General features: G+C 68.0%; 15 protein-coding genes. 6 read left to right on the top strand and 9 right to left on the bottom strand.

All coding sequences use genetic code 11. The features are described 5' to 3' along the window. The first annotated feature begins 7 nt into the window (after positions 1 to 7). The gene (locus OG225_RS01100; protein WP_405180025.1) at positions 8 to 682 is read left to right on the top strand and encodes a L,D-transpeptidase; all 675 of its coding nucleotides are present in this window, start codon (positions 8 to 10) and stop codon (positions 680 to 682) included. A 70-nt stretch (positions 683 to 752) separates the two neighbouring features. Beyond that, entirely contained in the window at positions 753 to 1097 is a 345-nt protein-coding gene (locus tag OG225_RS01095) for a hypothetical protein (RefSeq protein ID WP_216914081.1), read from the top strand. Here OG225_RS01095 and OG225_RS01090 read toward each other — a convergent pair whose 3' ends face one another. The 4 genes from OG225_RS01090 to OG225_RS01075 form a co-directional block, all read right to left on the bottom strand. Further along, positions 1098 to 2291, bottom strand: a complete 1194-nt coding sequence (locus OG225_RS01090; RefSeq protein ID WP_405180024.1) for an AI-2E family transporter — start codon at positions 2289 to 2291, stop codon at positions 1098 to 1100. Positions 2292 to 2302: 11 nt separating this feature from the next. Further along, on the bottom strand, positions 2303 to 3535 hold the full coding sequence (locus OG225_RS01085) for an exonuclease domain-containing protein (RefSeq protein ID WP_405180023.1): 1233 nt from the start codon (positions 3533 to 3535) through the stop codon (positions 2303 to 2305). Positions 3536 to 3607: 72 nt separating this feature from the next. After that, positions 3608 to 4783, bottom strand: a complete 1176-nt coding sequence (locus OG225_RS01080; protein ID WP_405180022.1) for an ABC transporter permease — start codon at positions 4781 to 4783, stop codon at positions 3608 to 3610. Continuing rightward, positions 4780 to 5658, bottom strand: a complete 879-nt coding sequence (locus tag OG225_RS01075; protein ID WP_405180021.1) for an ABC transporter ATP-binding protein — start codon at positions 5656 to 5658, stop codon at positions 4780 to 4782. Before OG225_RS01075 ends, OG225_RS01080 begins: the two co-directional genes overlap by 4 nt. 143 nt (positions 5659 to 5801) lie before the next feature. Here OG225_RS01075 and OG225_RS01070 point away from each other — a divergent pair, with 143 nt between their 5' ends. The 4 genes from OG225_RS01070 to OG225_RS01055 all read left to right on the top strand — a co-directional run bounded on the left by OG225_RS01070 (position 5802) and on the right by OG225_RS01055 (position 8835). Next, positions 5802 to 6284: a TrkA C-terminal domain-containing protein gene (locus OG225_RS01070; RefSeq protein ID WP_216914075.1), complete on the top strand. Its 483-nt coding sequence runs from the start codon at positions 5802 to 5804 to the stop codon at positions 6282 to 6284. 13 nt (positions 6285 to 6297) lie between these two features. Beyond that, on the top strand, positions 6298 to 7491 hold the full coding sequence (locus OG225_RS01065) for a cation:proton antiporter (protein ID WP_405183147.1): 1194 nt from the start codon (positions 6298 to 6300) through the stop codon (positions 7489 to 7491). Between the two features lie 104 nt (positions 7492 to 7595). Continuing rightward, entirely contained in the window at positions 7596 to 8453 is an 858-nt protein-coding gene (locus tag OG225_RS01060; protein WP_405180020.1) for an alpha/beta fold hydrolase, read from the top strand. Positions 8454 to 8487: 34 nt separating this feature from the next. Beyond that, positions 8488 to 8835, top strand: coding sequence for a dihydrofolate reductase family protein (locus tag OG225_RS01055; protein WP_405180019.1), 348 nt, complete (start codon positions 8488 to 8490; stop codon positions 8833 to 8835). On the opposite strand, the gene OG225_RS01050 is transcribed toward OG225_RS01055, so the two are convergent. The 5 genes from OG225_RS01050 to OG225_RS01030 form a co-directional block, all read right to left on the bottom strand. Next, the gene (locus tag OG225_RS01050) at positions 8832 to 9473 is read right to left on the bottom strand and encodes a CatB-related O-acetyltransferase (RefSeq protein ID WP_405180018.1); all 642 of its coding nucleotides are present in this window, start codon (positions 9471 to 9473) and stop codon (positions 8832 to 8834) included. The two genes, OG225_RS01055 and OG225_RS01050, sit on opposite strands and share 4 nt — an antisense overlap. Positions 9474 to 9543: 70 nt before the next feature. Beyond that, on the bottom strand, positions 9544 to 10551 hold the full coding sequence (locus tag OG225_RS01045) for a hypothetical protein (RefSeq protein WP_405180017.1): 1008 nt from the start codon (positions 10549 to 10551) through the stop codon (positions 9544 to 9546). After that, positions 10538 to 11890 carry a hypothetical protein gene (locus OG225_RS01040; protein ID WP_405180016.1) on the bottom strand — a complete coding sequence of 451 codons (1353 nt, stop codon included), beginning with the start codon at positions 11888 to 11890 and terminating at the stop codon, positions 10538 to 10540. Before OG225_RS01040 ends, OG225_RS01045 begins: the two co-directional genes overlap by 14 nt. Further along, entirely contained in the window at positions 11887 to 12210 is a 324-nt protein-coding gene (locus tag OG225_RS01035) for a hypothetical protein (protein WP_216914065.1), read from the bottom strand. The genes OG225_RS01040 and OG225_RS01035 overlap by 4 nt, the downstream gene beginning before the upstream one ends. A gap of 450 nt (positions 12211 to 12660) precedes the next feature. After that, a complete protein-coding gene (locus OG225_RS01030) occupies positions 12661 to 13560 on the bottom strand; it encodes an NAD-dependent protein deacetylase (protein WP_405180015.1) in 900 nt (299 codons plus the stop codon). Positions 13561 to 13740 lie beyond the last annotated feature (180 nt).

Below are 13740 nucleotides of genomic sequence, written 5' to 3'. Positions count from 1 at the left end.
TTGCCAGATGTCCAAACGGAAGATCCTGATCATCGCGGCGCTGGCCGCCACCACGCTGGGCGCGAGGGAGAACGTGGCGGCCGATCTGCCACTGCCCTATTTCGGCACCGCGGGCCAGGTCATCACCGTGGTCGCCGACTCGCCCAGTGCCACGACCGCGACGCTGACCGCCTGGCAGCGACGTCCGGACGGCTGGCATTCCGAGATGGGCCCGGTCCGGGCCTTCGTCGGTAGCGCCGGGGTCGGACTGACCGCCGACAACATCCCGCGCACACCCGTCGGGGTGTGGTCGCTGACCGAAGCCTTCGGCATCGAACCCGATCCCGGCACCGCCTTGCCCTACCGGCATGTCGACACCTCGGACTGGTGGGTTTCCGACGCACGCGCGCCGCAGTACAACAAGCACGCGCGCTGCTCGGCGGGCGGCTGCCCCTTCGACGAGGCCATCGGCGAGAACCTGGGCGAGATGGGACCGGTCTACGACTACGCCGTGGTGATGGACTACAACCGCAACCCCGTCGTCCCGGGTCTCGGTTCGGCGTTCTTCCTGCACGTCACCGACGGAACGCCGACCCTGGGGTGCGTGGCGATCGGCGTGGACGAACTGCGCGACATCATGCGATGGTTGGATCCAGCTCATCGTCCGGTCATCGACATCGGGATCGCGCGACGTCTGTGGTGAGCGGACCGGGGGCGCATCGGTCCCGCGCAGCGCGTTTCCCGAGGCCCCGCCCCGCTCTACACTGAGCGGCGTGCGTTGTCGAAGACTGATCACCCTCGCCCTGTTCGCCCTGCTCGCCGTCTCGGGAGGGGCCGCGTGCACCGTCGAGGGACCGGGAAGCAGCGCCGACTGTCATGTCAGCGGGTGCACCGTCACCTTCACCCGCGGTGTGGACGCCAAGGCCAGCGTGCTCGGCATCGACGCCGAACTCGTTGCGGTGAACGGTAATACGGTCACCTTGAAGATCGCGGGGCAGCAGGTTCTCGTCCCGGTCGGCGAGACACAGCCCGCGCAGGGGCTCGATGTCACCGTGCAGGAAGTCACCGACGAGAAGGTCGTGATCAAGCTGTCGACGGGTATCACCACCACCGGCTGATCACCGCGCTGGCGCGTCGTCTTCTGCCGCGTCGGCGCTCTTGTCGGACAACGCTTCCCGCGCGGTGTGGTCGATGCGCGGATCGTCGGGCACGTCGTAGCGACGGATGTAGAGACTCAGGAACGCTTGCACGGTGGCCGTCGCCGGAATCGCGAGCAGCGCGCCGACCGCGCCCAACAGCGCGCCGCCGCCGAGTACCGCGAGTAGCGCGACCGCCGGGTTGACGTCCACCGTGCGGGCGGTCAGGCGCGGTTGCAGGATGTAATCCTGGAACAGCTGGTAGACCACGACGAAGATCAGGATCCACACCGCGTCGATCGGGGATACCGTGAGCGCGACCAGTACCGGCAGGATTCCGGCGATATAGGTGCCGACGGTGGGGACGAACGAGGCGATCACCCCGAACCAGATGCCCAGCGCGACGGCGTCGGGAATGCCGAGTATCGCCAGGAAGACCCCGTGCGCGATCGCCGAGATCGCGGCGAGCAGCGCGCGACTGTACAGGTAGCCGCCGGTCTTCTCGATGGCCAGATCCCATGCGCGCAGCACCGCGTCGTGACGCCGGGGCGGCAGCAGCGAACAGATCGCGCGGCGCATCCGGGGACCGTAGGCGGTCAGGTAGATGCTGAACAGCGCGATCATCAGGAATCGGACGAGTCCGCCGAGAATCGTATTCGACAGTCCCCAGGCATTGTTCGCGGCGCGTTCGGCGTACGCGCTGATGACGTCGGAATCCTTCAGCAGTCTTTCCCGCAATTGGGTCACGGTGAAATCCTGATCGAAGGTCCTGTTGATCCATTCGACCGATTCGTTGAGCAACCGCGGCGTTTCCCCGACCACATTGTCGACGGTCTCCACGAGCAGGATGCCCAACGCGGCGCTGAATCCCACCAGGCAGGCGAACAGCACCACGAAAACCAGTCCGGTCGCGAGGCCGCGCGGCATGCCACGCGCCGCCAGACCGTCCACCGCGGGTTCCATCGCCAGCGAGACGAAGAAGGCGACGAGCACGACGACGAACAATCCGAGCAGCCGGTGCACGGCCCAGGTACCGAGTTCGTAGGCACCGAGCAGTACGAAGGCCAGCGCCATCGCCTTCGGCAACCAGGGCGGCATCCGACGCGCTCGATCCGCCGTCCGGGACGCGGACGGGCTCACGACGACGGATCCCTCGTCGGCAGGCGGATCGACCACGCAGCCCAGTGTCATCCAGTGACCTGCGAATTCCCGGTTACGACTCGCGTCGGACCGCTATCGCCGAAGGTGACCCCGGCACCGTCGAGTTCGACAGCCTTCGCCAGCCGGTGATCGGATTCCGCACCGGGCAGGGTCAGCACATCGGTGACCCTGGCGGACATATTCACCGCGGCCGAACCGCCCAGCTCGCCGATGCGCGCGCGGATCGCCGCCGCTTGCGTATGGGATCCGCCCAGGACCAGGAATCGGCGTCCCGATAACGGTGCGTCCGCTCGGTTCTCCCGGCCGCGCCGTGAGGCCGCGGCGGGATCGTCCTTGCGCCGACCGGGCCGGACCTTCTCCAGCAGCGTGCGGAACTGTCGTTCGGTCAGCACCGGCGTCGCGTATTCGACGGCTCGGCGTGCCTTGCCGGTCCCGGAATGTGGCATGTTCGTGACGAGCGCGCTCGTCAGTTTGCTGACCGCGCCGGTGACGTCGAGTCCGGCCGCTTCGGCTTCGGCGACGAGGATGTCGCGATCGACGCTCGTCTCACCGGTGAACGCGATCTTCATGCCCTGCACCAGAGGTCCACCGGCACCCAGCCGACCCGGATAGGCGTAGAGGCAGGGCTGTTTAGGGCCGGTGCGCGATGTTCTGCGGCTCCAACTGTCCCGGTAGTTCTCCTTGGGCGGGCAGGCCAACAGGGGCGGCGCGACACCCAATCGCGCGGCGTCGGCCACCAGTGCTCGCAGCACACCCGCCAGCACGCGGGTGTCGTCGAGGGCGTCGTGCGCCCGCGTCTGCGCGATGCCGTAATAGGACGCGAGTGTCGCGAGTTTGCAGTCCGGGACGGGCAGACAGACTCGCCGTGCGAGCGCCAGGGTGCACAGCCGTCGACCCACCGGCAGGACGTCGCCGGTGAGATCGAATTCCCTGGCGAGGAATCCGTAGTCGAACCGGGCATTGTGCGCCACCATGACCCGGTCGGTGAGCAGTTCCGAGAGTTCTTCACGCACGTCGGCGAACGGGGGCGCGCCGCGTAAGACCTCGCGGGTGAGGCCGTGTATGTGCACGGGTCCCGGATCGCATCCGGGATCGAGCAGGGTGTGGAATTCGCGGGTCACCCGTCCCGCGGTGTCGAGGGTCAGCGCCGCGACCGAGAGGACGCGGTGCTGCGCGGCCCGCAATCCGCTGGTCTCCACATCGACCACGGTGAAAGACCCGAATCCCGCGTCGAGGGACACCTCACCAACATTCGCCATCGGCTGCATGAGCATCGCATCGCGCGGGCACCCGAAAATGTTGCACCGCACGGTGTGTCACTCGCCTGATGGTCAATCCTGTATCGCGAGCGCCTGTCTGATCGTCAGCCTGCCCTGGGTCTGCGTGAGTGAGCGGCGGTAGATCTTCTCCGCGACGACGACGATGCCGTAGGCCGCCACAGCCATCAACGCCAAGGCCACCAACGGTTCCCACCACGCGGCGGTGCCGTCGGCGAGCCTGCTCGGCATGGCGACGATCGACACGACCGGGACGTAGGAGGCGACCACTCGGCCGGTGCCGGTGAGGAATATGCCCGCGAACAGCACAATCATGATCAGGATCGACAGCGGTGTCGCGGTGGAGTTGAGGTCCTCGCTGCGCGTCGCGAGTGATCCGGCCACGGCCCACATTCCGGCCAGTGCCAGGAATCCGACGACGAAGAAGACGATGAACCAGCCCGCGGCGCCGCCGATCCGGCCGACCTGGTCGGCGCGTCCGGTGGCGGCCAGGCCGACGAGTCCCGCGCCGACGAACAGCGTCAGCTGCGCGAACGCCATCGCGGTATTGCCCGCGACCTTGCCGATGAGCAACTGCCGCAGCGGAATCGCGCTGGCGAGGATTTCGACGATGCGATTCTGTTTCTCCTCGATGACGCTCTGCGCGATCGACATGCCGAACAGCACCGACGCCATGTAGAACAGCAGGGCGAAGACGAAGGCCACGATGCGTGCCAGCGCCGGGTCGACCGCGCTCTCGTCCAGCAGGTCGTAGGTCACCCCGCCACCGCGGCCGAGTTGTTCGAGCGAGGTGCCGGAGGCCTCGGCATTGCGCTGCAACGCGATCTGCTGTGCGGCCGCGCCGAGATAGGTGGCGGCATTGTCGTCCTCGGCGGATTTCCCGATGAGCCGCCAGCCCGAATCCGTCGGCACCAGCCCGACGTCGACCTGTTCGTCGCGTACCTGTTGTTCGGCCGCGGCGATATCGGCGACCGGATGGGCGGAGAAGGCGACGTTCTTGTCGGCGCGATCGGCGAGCGCGCCGGCGGTGCGCAGCACCTGCTCGGTGTCGGCGCCGACCACCGCGACCTCGATCGTGTCGGTACGTCCGGTCACCAGGGTGCTGATCACCAGCGAGGCGACGATCGCCGCGATCGTGACGAGCGTGGAGATCAGGAAATTCTGATCGCGCAGTTTCACCGCGATCTCCCGTGCGGCGACGATCCGCCACACTCCGCGCGGGGCGCTCACGCCGTCACCTCGCGGTAGATATCGGAGACAGATTGGCGCACCTCTGCCAGTTCGCGCACCGAACCGCGGGCGAGCGCCTCGGTGAGCAGGTCGTCGGTACTCGCTCCGGTCAGTTCGAGCAGCGCGGTCGCACCGTCGACTTCGAGCACCCGCACCCCGGCGAAATCCTCCAGCCAGCCCGCGTCACCACCGAGCGCGAGCCGATACCTGGTCGTGCCACGCGCGCGCAGATCCGCCACCGATCCCCGCCCGACCACCCGGCCCGAGGCGAGAATCACCAGCTGATCGCACAGCCGCTCGACCAGATCGAGCTGATGCGACGAGAACAGCACCGGAACCCCCTGCCGCGCATAATCTCTCAGCAGCTCGGCCATGGCGTCGACGGCGCCGGGATCGAGACCGGAGAACGGTTCGTCCAGGATCAACAGGCTCGGCTCGGCCATGACGGCTGCGGCGATCTGCACTCGTTGCTGATTGCCGAGCGACAGGGATTCGAGTTTGTCCCCGCCCCGGTCGCCGAGGGCGAAACGTCGCAACAGCTCATCGGCCCGGCGTCCGGCATCGTCGGCGCGGACGCCGCGCAACCGGGCCAGGTACACCAGTTGATCGCGGACGGGCTGTTTCGGATACAGACCGCGTTCCTCCGGCATGTAGCCGAACGAGCGACGATCGTCGACGGTCACCGGCCTTCCCCGCCACCACACCTCACCCCCGTGGGCGGCGAGTACGCCCATGATCATCCGCATGGTGGTCGTCTTACCCGCCCCGTTGCCGCCGACGAATCCGGTGAGCGCTCCCCCGGGCACCTCGAACGACACATCATCGACCGCCACCTGCTCGCCGAACCGGCGAACCAGGTTCGCGACTTCCAGCATCGAGTCCCCTATCCGCGTCGATACACTCCACCCTACCGAGCGTCGGCGTCGGCGCGGCCCTGCTGCCACGGCCCCTCACAGGCGACGCGTCAAGAAAGTAAGGTAAAGTAAAGGTAATGTGGAGTTAAGCGTTAGGGCGTGGGGTGAACGTTGAAGTGACACCGCTGCCGGGAATCGGTGTGCGTAAAGACTTTTCATTGAAGGGCGTTCGTCGCCGGGTCGGTGTGGTCGACCACAAGGACGGCACCATAGATCTGATCTTCACCACCGAAGCGGATCCCGATACGACGGTGCAGATCCCGCTGTCGGGCAACGAGGCCAGGGTGCTCGCCAATCTGCTCGGCGCACCCCAGCTGGTCGCCCAGCTCCGCGAAGAACACCGGGATATCGAAGGCGTGAACACCAGGACGCTGCCGGTCCTCCAGGGTTCGCCCTACGACGGGCGCACGCTCGGTGAGACCGAGATGCGGACCAGGACCAGCGTCTCCATCGTCGCGGTGATGCGCGCCGGTCAGGTACATCCCTCCCCCGGACCCGATTTCGTGTTCACCGCCGGTGATCTGCTGATCGCCGTCGGCACCGCGTCGGGCCTGGACGCCGCCGCCGAACTCCTCGCGGACGGCTGAGCCGCCGATGGTACTGGAAGGAACCACGCTGGCACTGATCCAGTTGGGCGCGGTCTTCTTCGGGTTGGGCGTTCTGGGCCGCGTCGCGGCGAAAATCGGGTTGTCGCCGATTCCGTTGTATCTGGTCGGCGGACTCGTGTTCGGCACCGGCGGCCTGATCGAACTGCACGAAGTCGACGAATTCATCCATATCGCCAGCGAGATCGGCGTCGTCCTCCTTCTGTTACTCCTCGGCCTGGAATACACCGCGGCCGAATTGGTCACGGGCATGCGAAGATCGTGGCCTGCCGGTCTGCTCGATATCGCGTTGAACGCCACGCCGGGCGTCATCGTGGCCCTGATGCTCGGTCTCGGATTCACCGGCGCGATCGCCCTCGCCGGGGTCACCTACATCTCCTCCTCCGGCATCGTCGCGAAGGTGCTCAACGATCTCGGCAGGCTGGGCAACCGCGAAACCCCGGTCATCCTGTCCATCCTGGTCTTCGAGGACCTCGCGATGGCCGCGTATCTGCCCGCGCTCACGGCCGTGCTCGCCGGTGTCGGTTTCGTCGCGGGACTCACCACGCTCAGTATCGCGCTCGTCGCGGTGACCGTGGTGCTCGTGGTCGCGTTGCGCTACGGCAAATACGTCTCGGCCGTCGTCGCCAGCGACGATCGCGAGATCTTCCTGCTCAAACTGCTCGGCGCGGCGTTGCTCGTCGCGGGTCTGGCATCGGCGGTGCAGGTGTCGGCGGCGGTCGGCGCGTTTCTCCTCGGTATCGCGATCTCCGATTCCACCGCGCACAACGCGACGAAAGTCCTCGAACCGCTGCGCGACCTGTTCGCCGCGATGTTCTTCGTACTGTTCGGGCTCAGTACCGATCCGGCCAGTATCCCGCCGGTGCTCGGCTGGGCGATCCTGCTCGCGGTGGTCACGACGGCGACCAAGATCGGCACCGGGTGGTGGGCCGCCAAACGCACGGGCGCGAGTCCGTTGGGCCGGGCCCGCGCGGGCACGGCGCTGGTCGCGCGTGGCGAATTCTCCATCGTCATCGCGGGTCTCGCCGTCACCGCGGGCGCGCTGCCCGCCGAATTCGCCGCGCTGGCGACCACGTATGTGCTGCTCATGGCGATTCTCGGACCGATCGCGGCGAGGGTGGTCGAACCGATCACGCGGTGGCTGCTCGACCTGGCCGCGCGACGTCGGACCGACCCCGTTCCGGACTGACCGAACACCGTGCCGCCCGACCCCGATGAATATCGGGTCCGGGGTCCGTCTTCACCTGCGACCCCACCGGATACCGGTGGCGCACGCAGTGAGAGGCGGCAAGCATGGAGACGATCACCACCCCGGCCGGAATCGAGATCGCGTTCGATCGCTACCGCGGCGGCGACGCGGGAACGGTCATCATGATCGGTGGCGCGTTCAGCTTCCGGAAGTTCCCGAAGATGGAGGAGATCTCGCGCGCGCTCGCCGACGCACACAGGCTGACCGTCCTCAACTACGACCGTCGCGGTCGCGGTGACAGCACCGACTCGCCGGGTGTCTACGACGTCGACAACGAGATCGATGATCTCGCCGCACTCGTCGAGGCGGCCGGTGGCTCCGCGTCGCTGTTCGGATGGTCGTCGGGGGCGGGCCTGGCATTGCGCGCGGCGGCATCGGGGCGGGTGCCAGGTATCACGCACGTGGTCGCCTTCGAGCCGCCGTTCGTCGTCGATCACGAGAATTTCGTGCCGGGGGCCGAGGTCGGCGCGCGCTTGCACGAGTTGATCGCCGACGGCCGTCGCGCCAAGGTCGTGCGGTTTTTCATGACCCGGGCCATGGGGATGCCGCGCTGGGTCGTGGCGCTGATGCGGGTCACGCCGATGTGGAAGGATCTGCTCGCCACGTCGGGCACGACCGCGCACGATTGGGCGATCATGGAGCCCTTCATGCGGGGTGAGGCGCTGATGGCCGCCGACTGGGCGGGAGTCACCGTACCGACGCTGGTCATCTCCGGCGCGAAGAGCGACGCGCTGCTGCGCACCGCCGCCCGCGCGATCACCGCGGCGCTCCCGAATGCCACCCACCTGGAAATCGCCGGGTTGAGCCACAACCCGAAGGTGAAGCTCATCGCGCCGCACGCGGGCGCTTTCCTGACGGGGACGACAGCACACGGGGATTCGGTCGCCCCCGAGCACGCCTGACCGACCGATCGGCCACAACGACGAGGAGATATCGATGCGAAAGATCACCGCGGGCCTGTTCATTTCCCTCGACGGGATTATCGACGACCCGCAGGACTGGCATTTCCCGTACTTCGACGACGAGATGGGCGCGGCCGTCAACGCCCAACTCGCCACCGCCGACACCCTGCTGCTCGGTCGCGAGACCTACGAGAGTTTCGCGGGCGCGTGGCCGGAACGCGAAGCGGCCGGTGGCGTGGACGCCGGGATGGCGCGCGCTCTCGGTGACCGTGGTGTCGCACCGGATTTGACCACGGGCGTGCTGCATCTTGTCTACGGACCCGGGGAGTTGCTCAGCGCCGATTACGACGATGCCAAGGTCCACCTCGAACAACAAGGCTAGGACCGTTGCGGCGCCGCGGCGGCCAGTTCGTCGACGGTCCCGGACATGATCGTGCGGATGTGGGCGGTCAGGTGCTCGAGGGGCCAGTCCCACCAGGCCAGCGCGAGCAGGCGGTCCACCTCGGCATCGCTGTAGCGGCGGCGCAGCAGCCGCGCCGGATTGCCGCCGACGATCCCGTAATCGGGTACGTCGTCGACGACGACCGCGCCGGACGCGACGATCGCGCCGGAGCCGATGCGCACTCCCGGCATGACGGTGGTCCCGTTGCCGAACCACACGTCGTTGCCGACGACGGTGTCCCCGCGCACCGGCAGATCGACCAGCAGGTCGGTGTGTTCGGCCCACGATCCGCCCATGATGGGGAACGGGAAGGTCGACGGACCGTCCATCCGATGGTTGGCACCGTTCATGATGAAACGGGTGCCGGTCCCCAGCGCGCAGAATCTGCCGATGACCAGCCGCTCGGGTCCGTAGTGGTACAGCACGTTGCACGTTTCGAACGCTGCCGGATCGTCCGGGTCGTCGTAGTAGGTGAACTCCCCCACTTCGACCAACGGCGAGGTGATCAGTGGCCGCAACAGGATGACGCGCGGCTGGTCCGGGATCGGATGCAGGACGGTCGGATCGGCGGATGGCACCGGGCGGCTCCTCACTTCGCGTGCGACGACTGTCGGGCCATCATGGCCGATCGCGGCCGCGCACCCCGCCTCAGCCCTGCGCGATCGCCGTGATCAGCGTGCGGTTGGCGGACGTGCGGGTGGTGATCAGCTGGGTGAAGGTGTTCGCCTCCTCGCCGGGAACCTGCTGGGTGAGGCGGACCCGCCACCGGGTCTGACCTTCGGTCCCCTCGGCGGGGGTGATCTCCACGCAGTACAGGGTGCCCATCGGCACCTGGTTGATACCGCGCTGGATCTGTTCGGCGAGCGGGACGAGGGAATTCTCCGCCACCACCGCGCGCGCGGCGAAACCGGAACGCTGGACGTAGTAGGCGCGTTCGAAGGCGAGGATCGCCGAGGGGCCGTCGGTGGTGCCGCCGGGATCGGTGCCCGAGACGATGCCGGGGGCGCGGCGCTGTTCGCATCCGGGGGTCGCGATGACGGCGGGTTCGCCCGGCGCCGGGCTGGTTCTGGCGGCGACCGTCGACGACGGCTGCGCGCGAGCACTTTCGGTTGCGGCCGGTCGCTTCTTGTCCGAACCGTGCAGCGCGATCAGGACAACGGCGCCCAGCGCGACGACGATGCCGACCCCGATCAACGCACCGAGCCATCGACTGCCGCCGCTCCCCTGCTCCTGCGCGGTGCGACGCGGACGGCGCAGGGCGACACCGGGATTGCCCCCGGTTCGATCGACGATCGACGGGACACGAATTTCCGGATCGTCCTCGGGCGGCGGTTCGACGTCCTCGTGGCGAGCGCGCGGCGGCGGCTCGACGATCGGTTCCGGTACGGGCCTGGTCCGCGCGACGGGTTCGAGCCATTGCTCCCAATCCCCCGAGCGCCCCGTGTGATCGGAGGGCGGACCGGGATCGGGCAGCGGCGGTTCCGCCGGATAGTCGGGCGTTTCCGCGAGCGGATCCGCGGCCGCCGGACCGGTGCGAACCGGCGGCCTGCGCCGCTTCTTGGGCTGTTTCTTCACCGGCTGGCGCAGCATGGGCAAGCCGGTGTCGAACGGGTTGTCCGGGCCGGGGCCCGGACTGCCGGAATCAGACGAAGTCATCGCCGAAATCGCCGATGACGGCGGCCGGGACCGTCACGGGTTCGAGATCGAGCCCGCCCGCCGGAACCGTCACGCCGAGCTGGCCGTCCTTCGGTTTGTGTTCCTGGTCGTTGCCGCCGGATTGCGGCGGCATGGCGACACCGCCGGTCGGCCCGTGCTGTTGCGTGGGTTCGGGCACGGACGGGCGCGGCGTCGCGCCGCCGTTGTTCTGCGGACTGTTCGCGCCGAAGGGCGCCTGCGACAACGGCGCGGGCCTCGGATCGTCGGCGACGGAGGGATCGTCGCGGCCCGGCTGGACCAGCGTGCTGCGATTGTTCGGGGTGCCCGCCGGACCCGTTCCGCCGAAATCGAATTGGCCACCACCGGGTTTCGACCCGGTTCCGGTTCCGGTCCCCGTGCCGTTGCCGTCACCGGTGGTGCTGCCGGGATGGATCAGCTCGGGAATCGCCTTGTCGATGACCTTGTCCACCGAGGCCGCGACAGTATCCATCGCGTGGGTGCCGACCTCGACGATCTTGTCGATGAGGTGGGTGCCGATATCCACGCCCGCGCTGATGCCCGCGGTCCCCAACTGCACGCCCGCCGAGATCAGCTGCTGCTGCAATTGCAGCTGCGCCGCGAGCACCGGATCCATCTGCTGCACATTGACGTTCTGCGTGCTGCCGCCGGTGGCGCCGCCGGGGACGTATTGCAGCGTGCCCTGGGTCTGGGACCGGTTGTCGTAGGTGGTCTGGTTCGTGTCGAAACCCGCGGGCGCCGATACCGTGACCGGCCCGGTACTGCCGAGCTGCCCGGTGAGATTGTCCATCTGCGAACGGGTGGACTGCACGGTCTCGATGGCATCGCGCAACGCCTGCGCACCGCGCTCGACCACCGCGTCGGTATCCGGCGACGCCGTGGCGACGCTGAGGATGCGGCGGGCGTCCCTGCGGAAATCGGCGATGATCTCGTCGACCTTCGCCGCCCCGCGCGAGGTGGTGGTCTGCGCGTCGGAAAGCACCGCGAGATAGGCCGGTCCGCGATCGGAGATCTCACCGAGTTCGGTCTGGGTCGTCCGCAGATTCGGGATCGCGGCGTCCGCGGCGTTGGAGGTCCACGTGGATTCCAGCGCGTGCAGACCTTCGCGATGCGGAGTCTCGGTATCGGCCGTCGTGGTCGACGCCGCGGACAGCGCGCTGGTGATGGCCTGGTTCGGGGTGCCGACACCGGTGCCGAGTGAGGCCCGCAGTTTCAGGATGGGCTCGACGAGCACGGCGACCAGCGGCGGATCGACGGAGGGATCGAGGGTTCTCAGCGAACTCGCGTCGCTGTCGGAACCGCGTTTGCGTAACCGCCTCATGCCCATTCCTCTCCGGTCCTGGCCAACCCGCCCGCGGTGTCGGCATCCAGGTCCTGCATATCGGCGCTGTAGGCGCGCAGCACCTGACCGTAGGTCGCGACCAACTGGCCCGCCGTCGACAAGGCCCGCGAATGTTCCGCGACGGCTTCGGTGAACCGCGCGGCGAATTCGGCGCCGACCAATCCGAGATCGGCGGCGAGTTGTTCCGGGCGCACGGCCTCGGCCGCCACGGCCGCCGCCGAGGCGAGCTGCTGCGACACCCTGTCCGCGGTGGTGGTGTAGGCGGCCACCGCCGCCGGGTCGAGATTCAGCGCGTCCACTGTTCCCCCTTCACCGAAACCGGCAATTCCGAAACCCCATATCCGAGAATCGACAACTCGGCGTCATCAACAGCGCGGTGTCATCGATAGCGCAGTGTCATCAATAGCTCGGCGTCGCGGCATGATTCGACACAGCGAGCGTACCCGTGAACGCCCCTCCCGTGCGCCCGATCCCCGGAGTCCGGGCAAGTTCCGGCCCCGTCGCGTGCCCTCGGGCCGCCCGGTTTCGCGCGGCTCCACAAGGCACGACGCCGATTGCCCGGCGCATGCCGGACAGGTACGCCGGTACCGAACGAGACCGGAGAGTCCGGGTCGGGCCGACGGGACCGGGTGGTGGCGACGGATTTGCCGATGGTCGGGAACTCTTGCGCCACAGCGTCGTCGGCCTCGACTTCCGGTCCGGAGTTCCGGCATTGTGGCGTGCGCCACGGCCGGATCATCCCGCGACGGTCAGATCGCGGATCTCGCTTCGAGGTCCGGGCGCTCGACCGCCGAGGACGCGGCATCGACACGACGGTTGTCGAAATGATCTGCCACGGCGGTCAGCACGGCCGAACAACTCGCGTCGAGGACGAGGGTGGCGAGATCGTCGGCGCGGGTGTGCCCGCGATTCAGGATGACCACGGGTTTGGCCTGTTTGGCGGCGTGGCGGGCGAAGCGCAGGCCCGACATCACGGTGAGCGAGGAACCGGCGACGAGCAGCAGGTCGGCGGCGTCGACGAGGGCGAACGCGGCGGCGACCCGTTCGCGCGGGACGTTTTCGCCGAAGTAGACGATGTCGGGTTTGAGCATGCCGTCGCAGTGTTCGCAGTCGACCATCCGGAAATCGGCGGTGTCGGCGACGATCGCGTCCGCGTCCGGGGCGACCTCGACACCGGTGATCGCCATCCGCTCCCCGAATCCGGGATTGGCGGCATCGAGCCGGTCGGCCAGTGACATGCGGGAGATGAGCGCCCGGCAGCCGAGGCAGCACACGCGGGCGTAACTGCCGTGCAGGTCGAGCACCGTGCGGTGCCCGGCCTTGGTGTGCAGCAGGTCGACGTTCTGGGTGATCAGACCGGTGACCACACCCTGACGTTCCAGCCGGGCCAGTGCTCGATGCCCCTGATTCGGTCGCGCGGCGTCCATGTGCCGCCAGCCGATGTGGTTACGTGCCCAATAGCGCTGCCGGAACACCGGGTCGCCGACGAACTGCTGATACGTCATCGGGGTGCGCGGCGGCGAGTCGGGGCCGCGATAGTCGGGGATTCCGCTGTCGGTCGACACGCCGGCACCGGTCAGCACCGCGACCCGGCGGCCGTCGACCAGCGCGAGCAGCCGCGCGATCTCCGGTTCGGCGAATTCCGACATGGAATTCAGGGTACGGCGACCCGACGAATCCGCCGCGCGCGGCCACGGACCTGCCGACCCCGGGTGGGCGGATCTCGCGACGGCGACCTCGTTCGGCGCGGTCGGGATCACCTCCACCTCCCATCCTGCCTATGCAATGCACATCCGAAGGCTCGGTAATCGTGCAGATTGCTCAGTCAT

This window comes from Nocardia sp. NBC_01377 (assembly GCF_045040005.1).
Classification (GTDB): domain Bacteria; phylum Actinomycetota; class Actinomycetes; order Mycobacteriales; family Mycobacteriaceae; genus Nocardia; species Nocardia noduli.
Note: the sequence above shows the minus strand (reverse complement) of the source record. Positions and strands in the feature narration are given on the sequence as shown.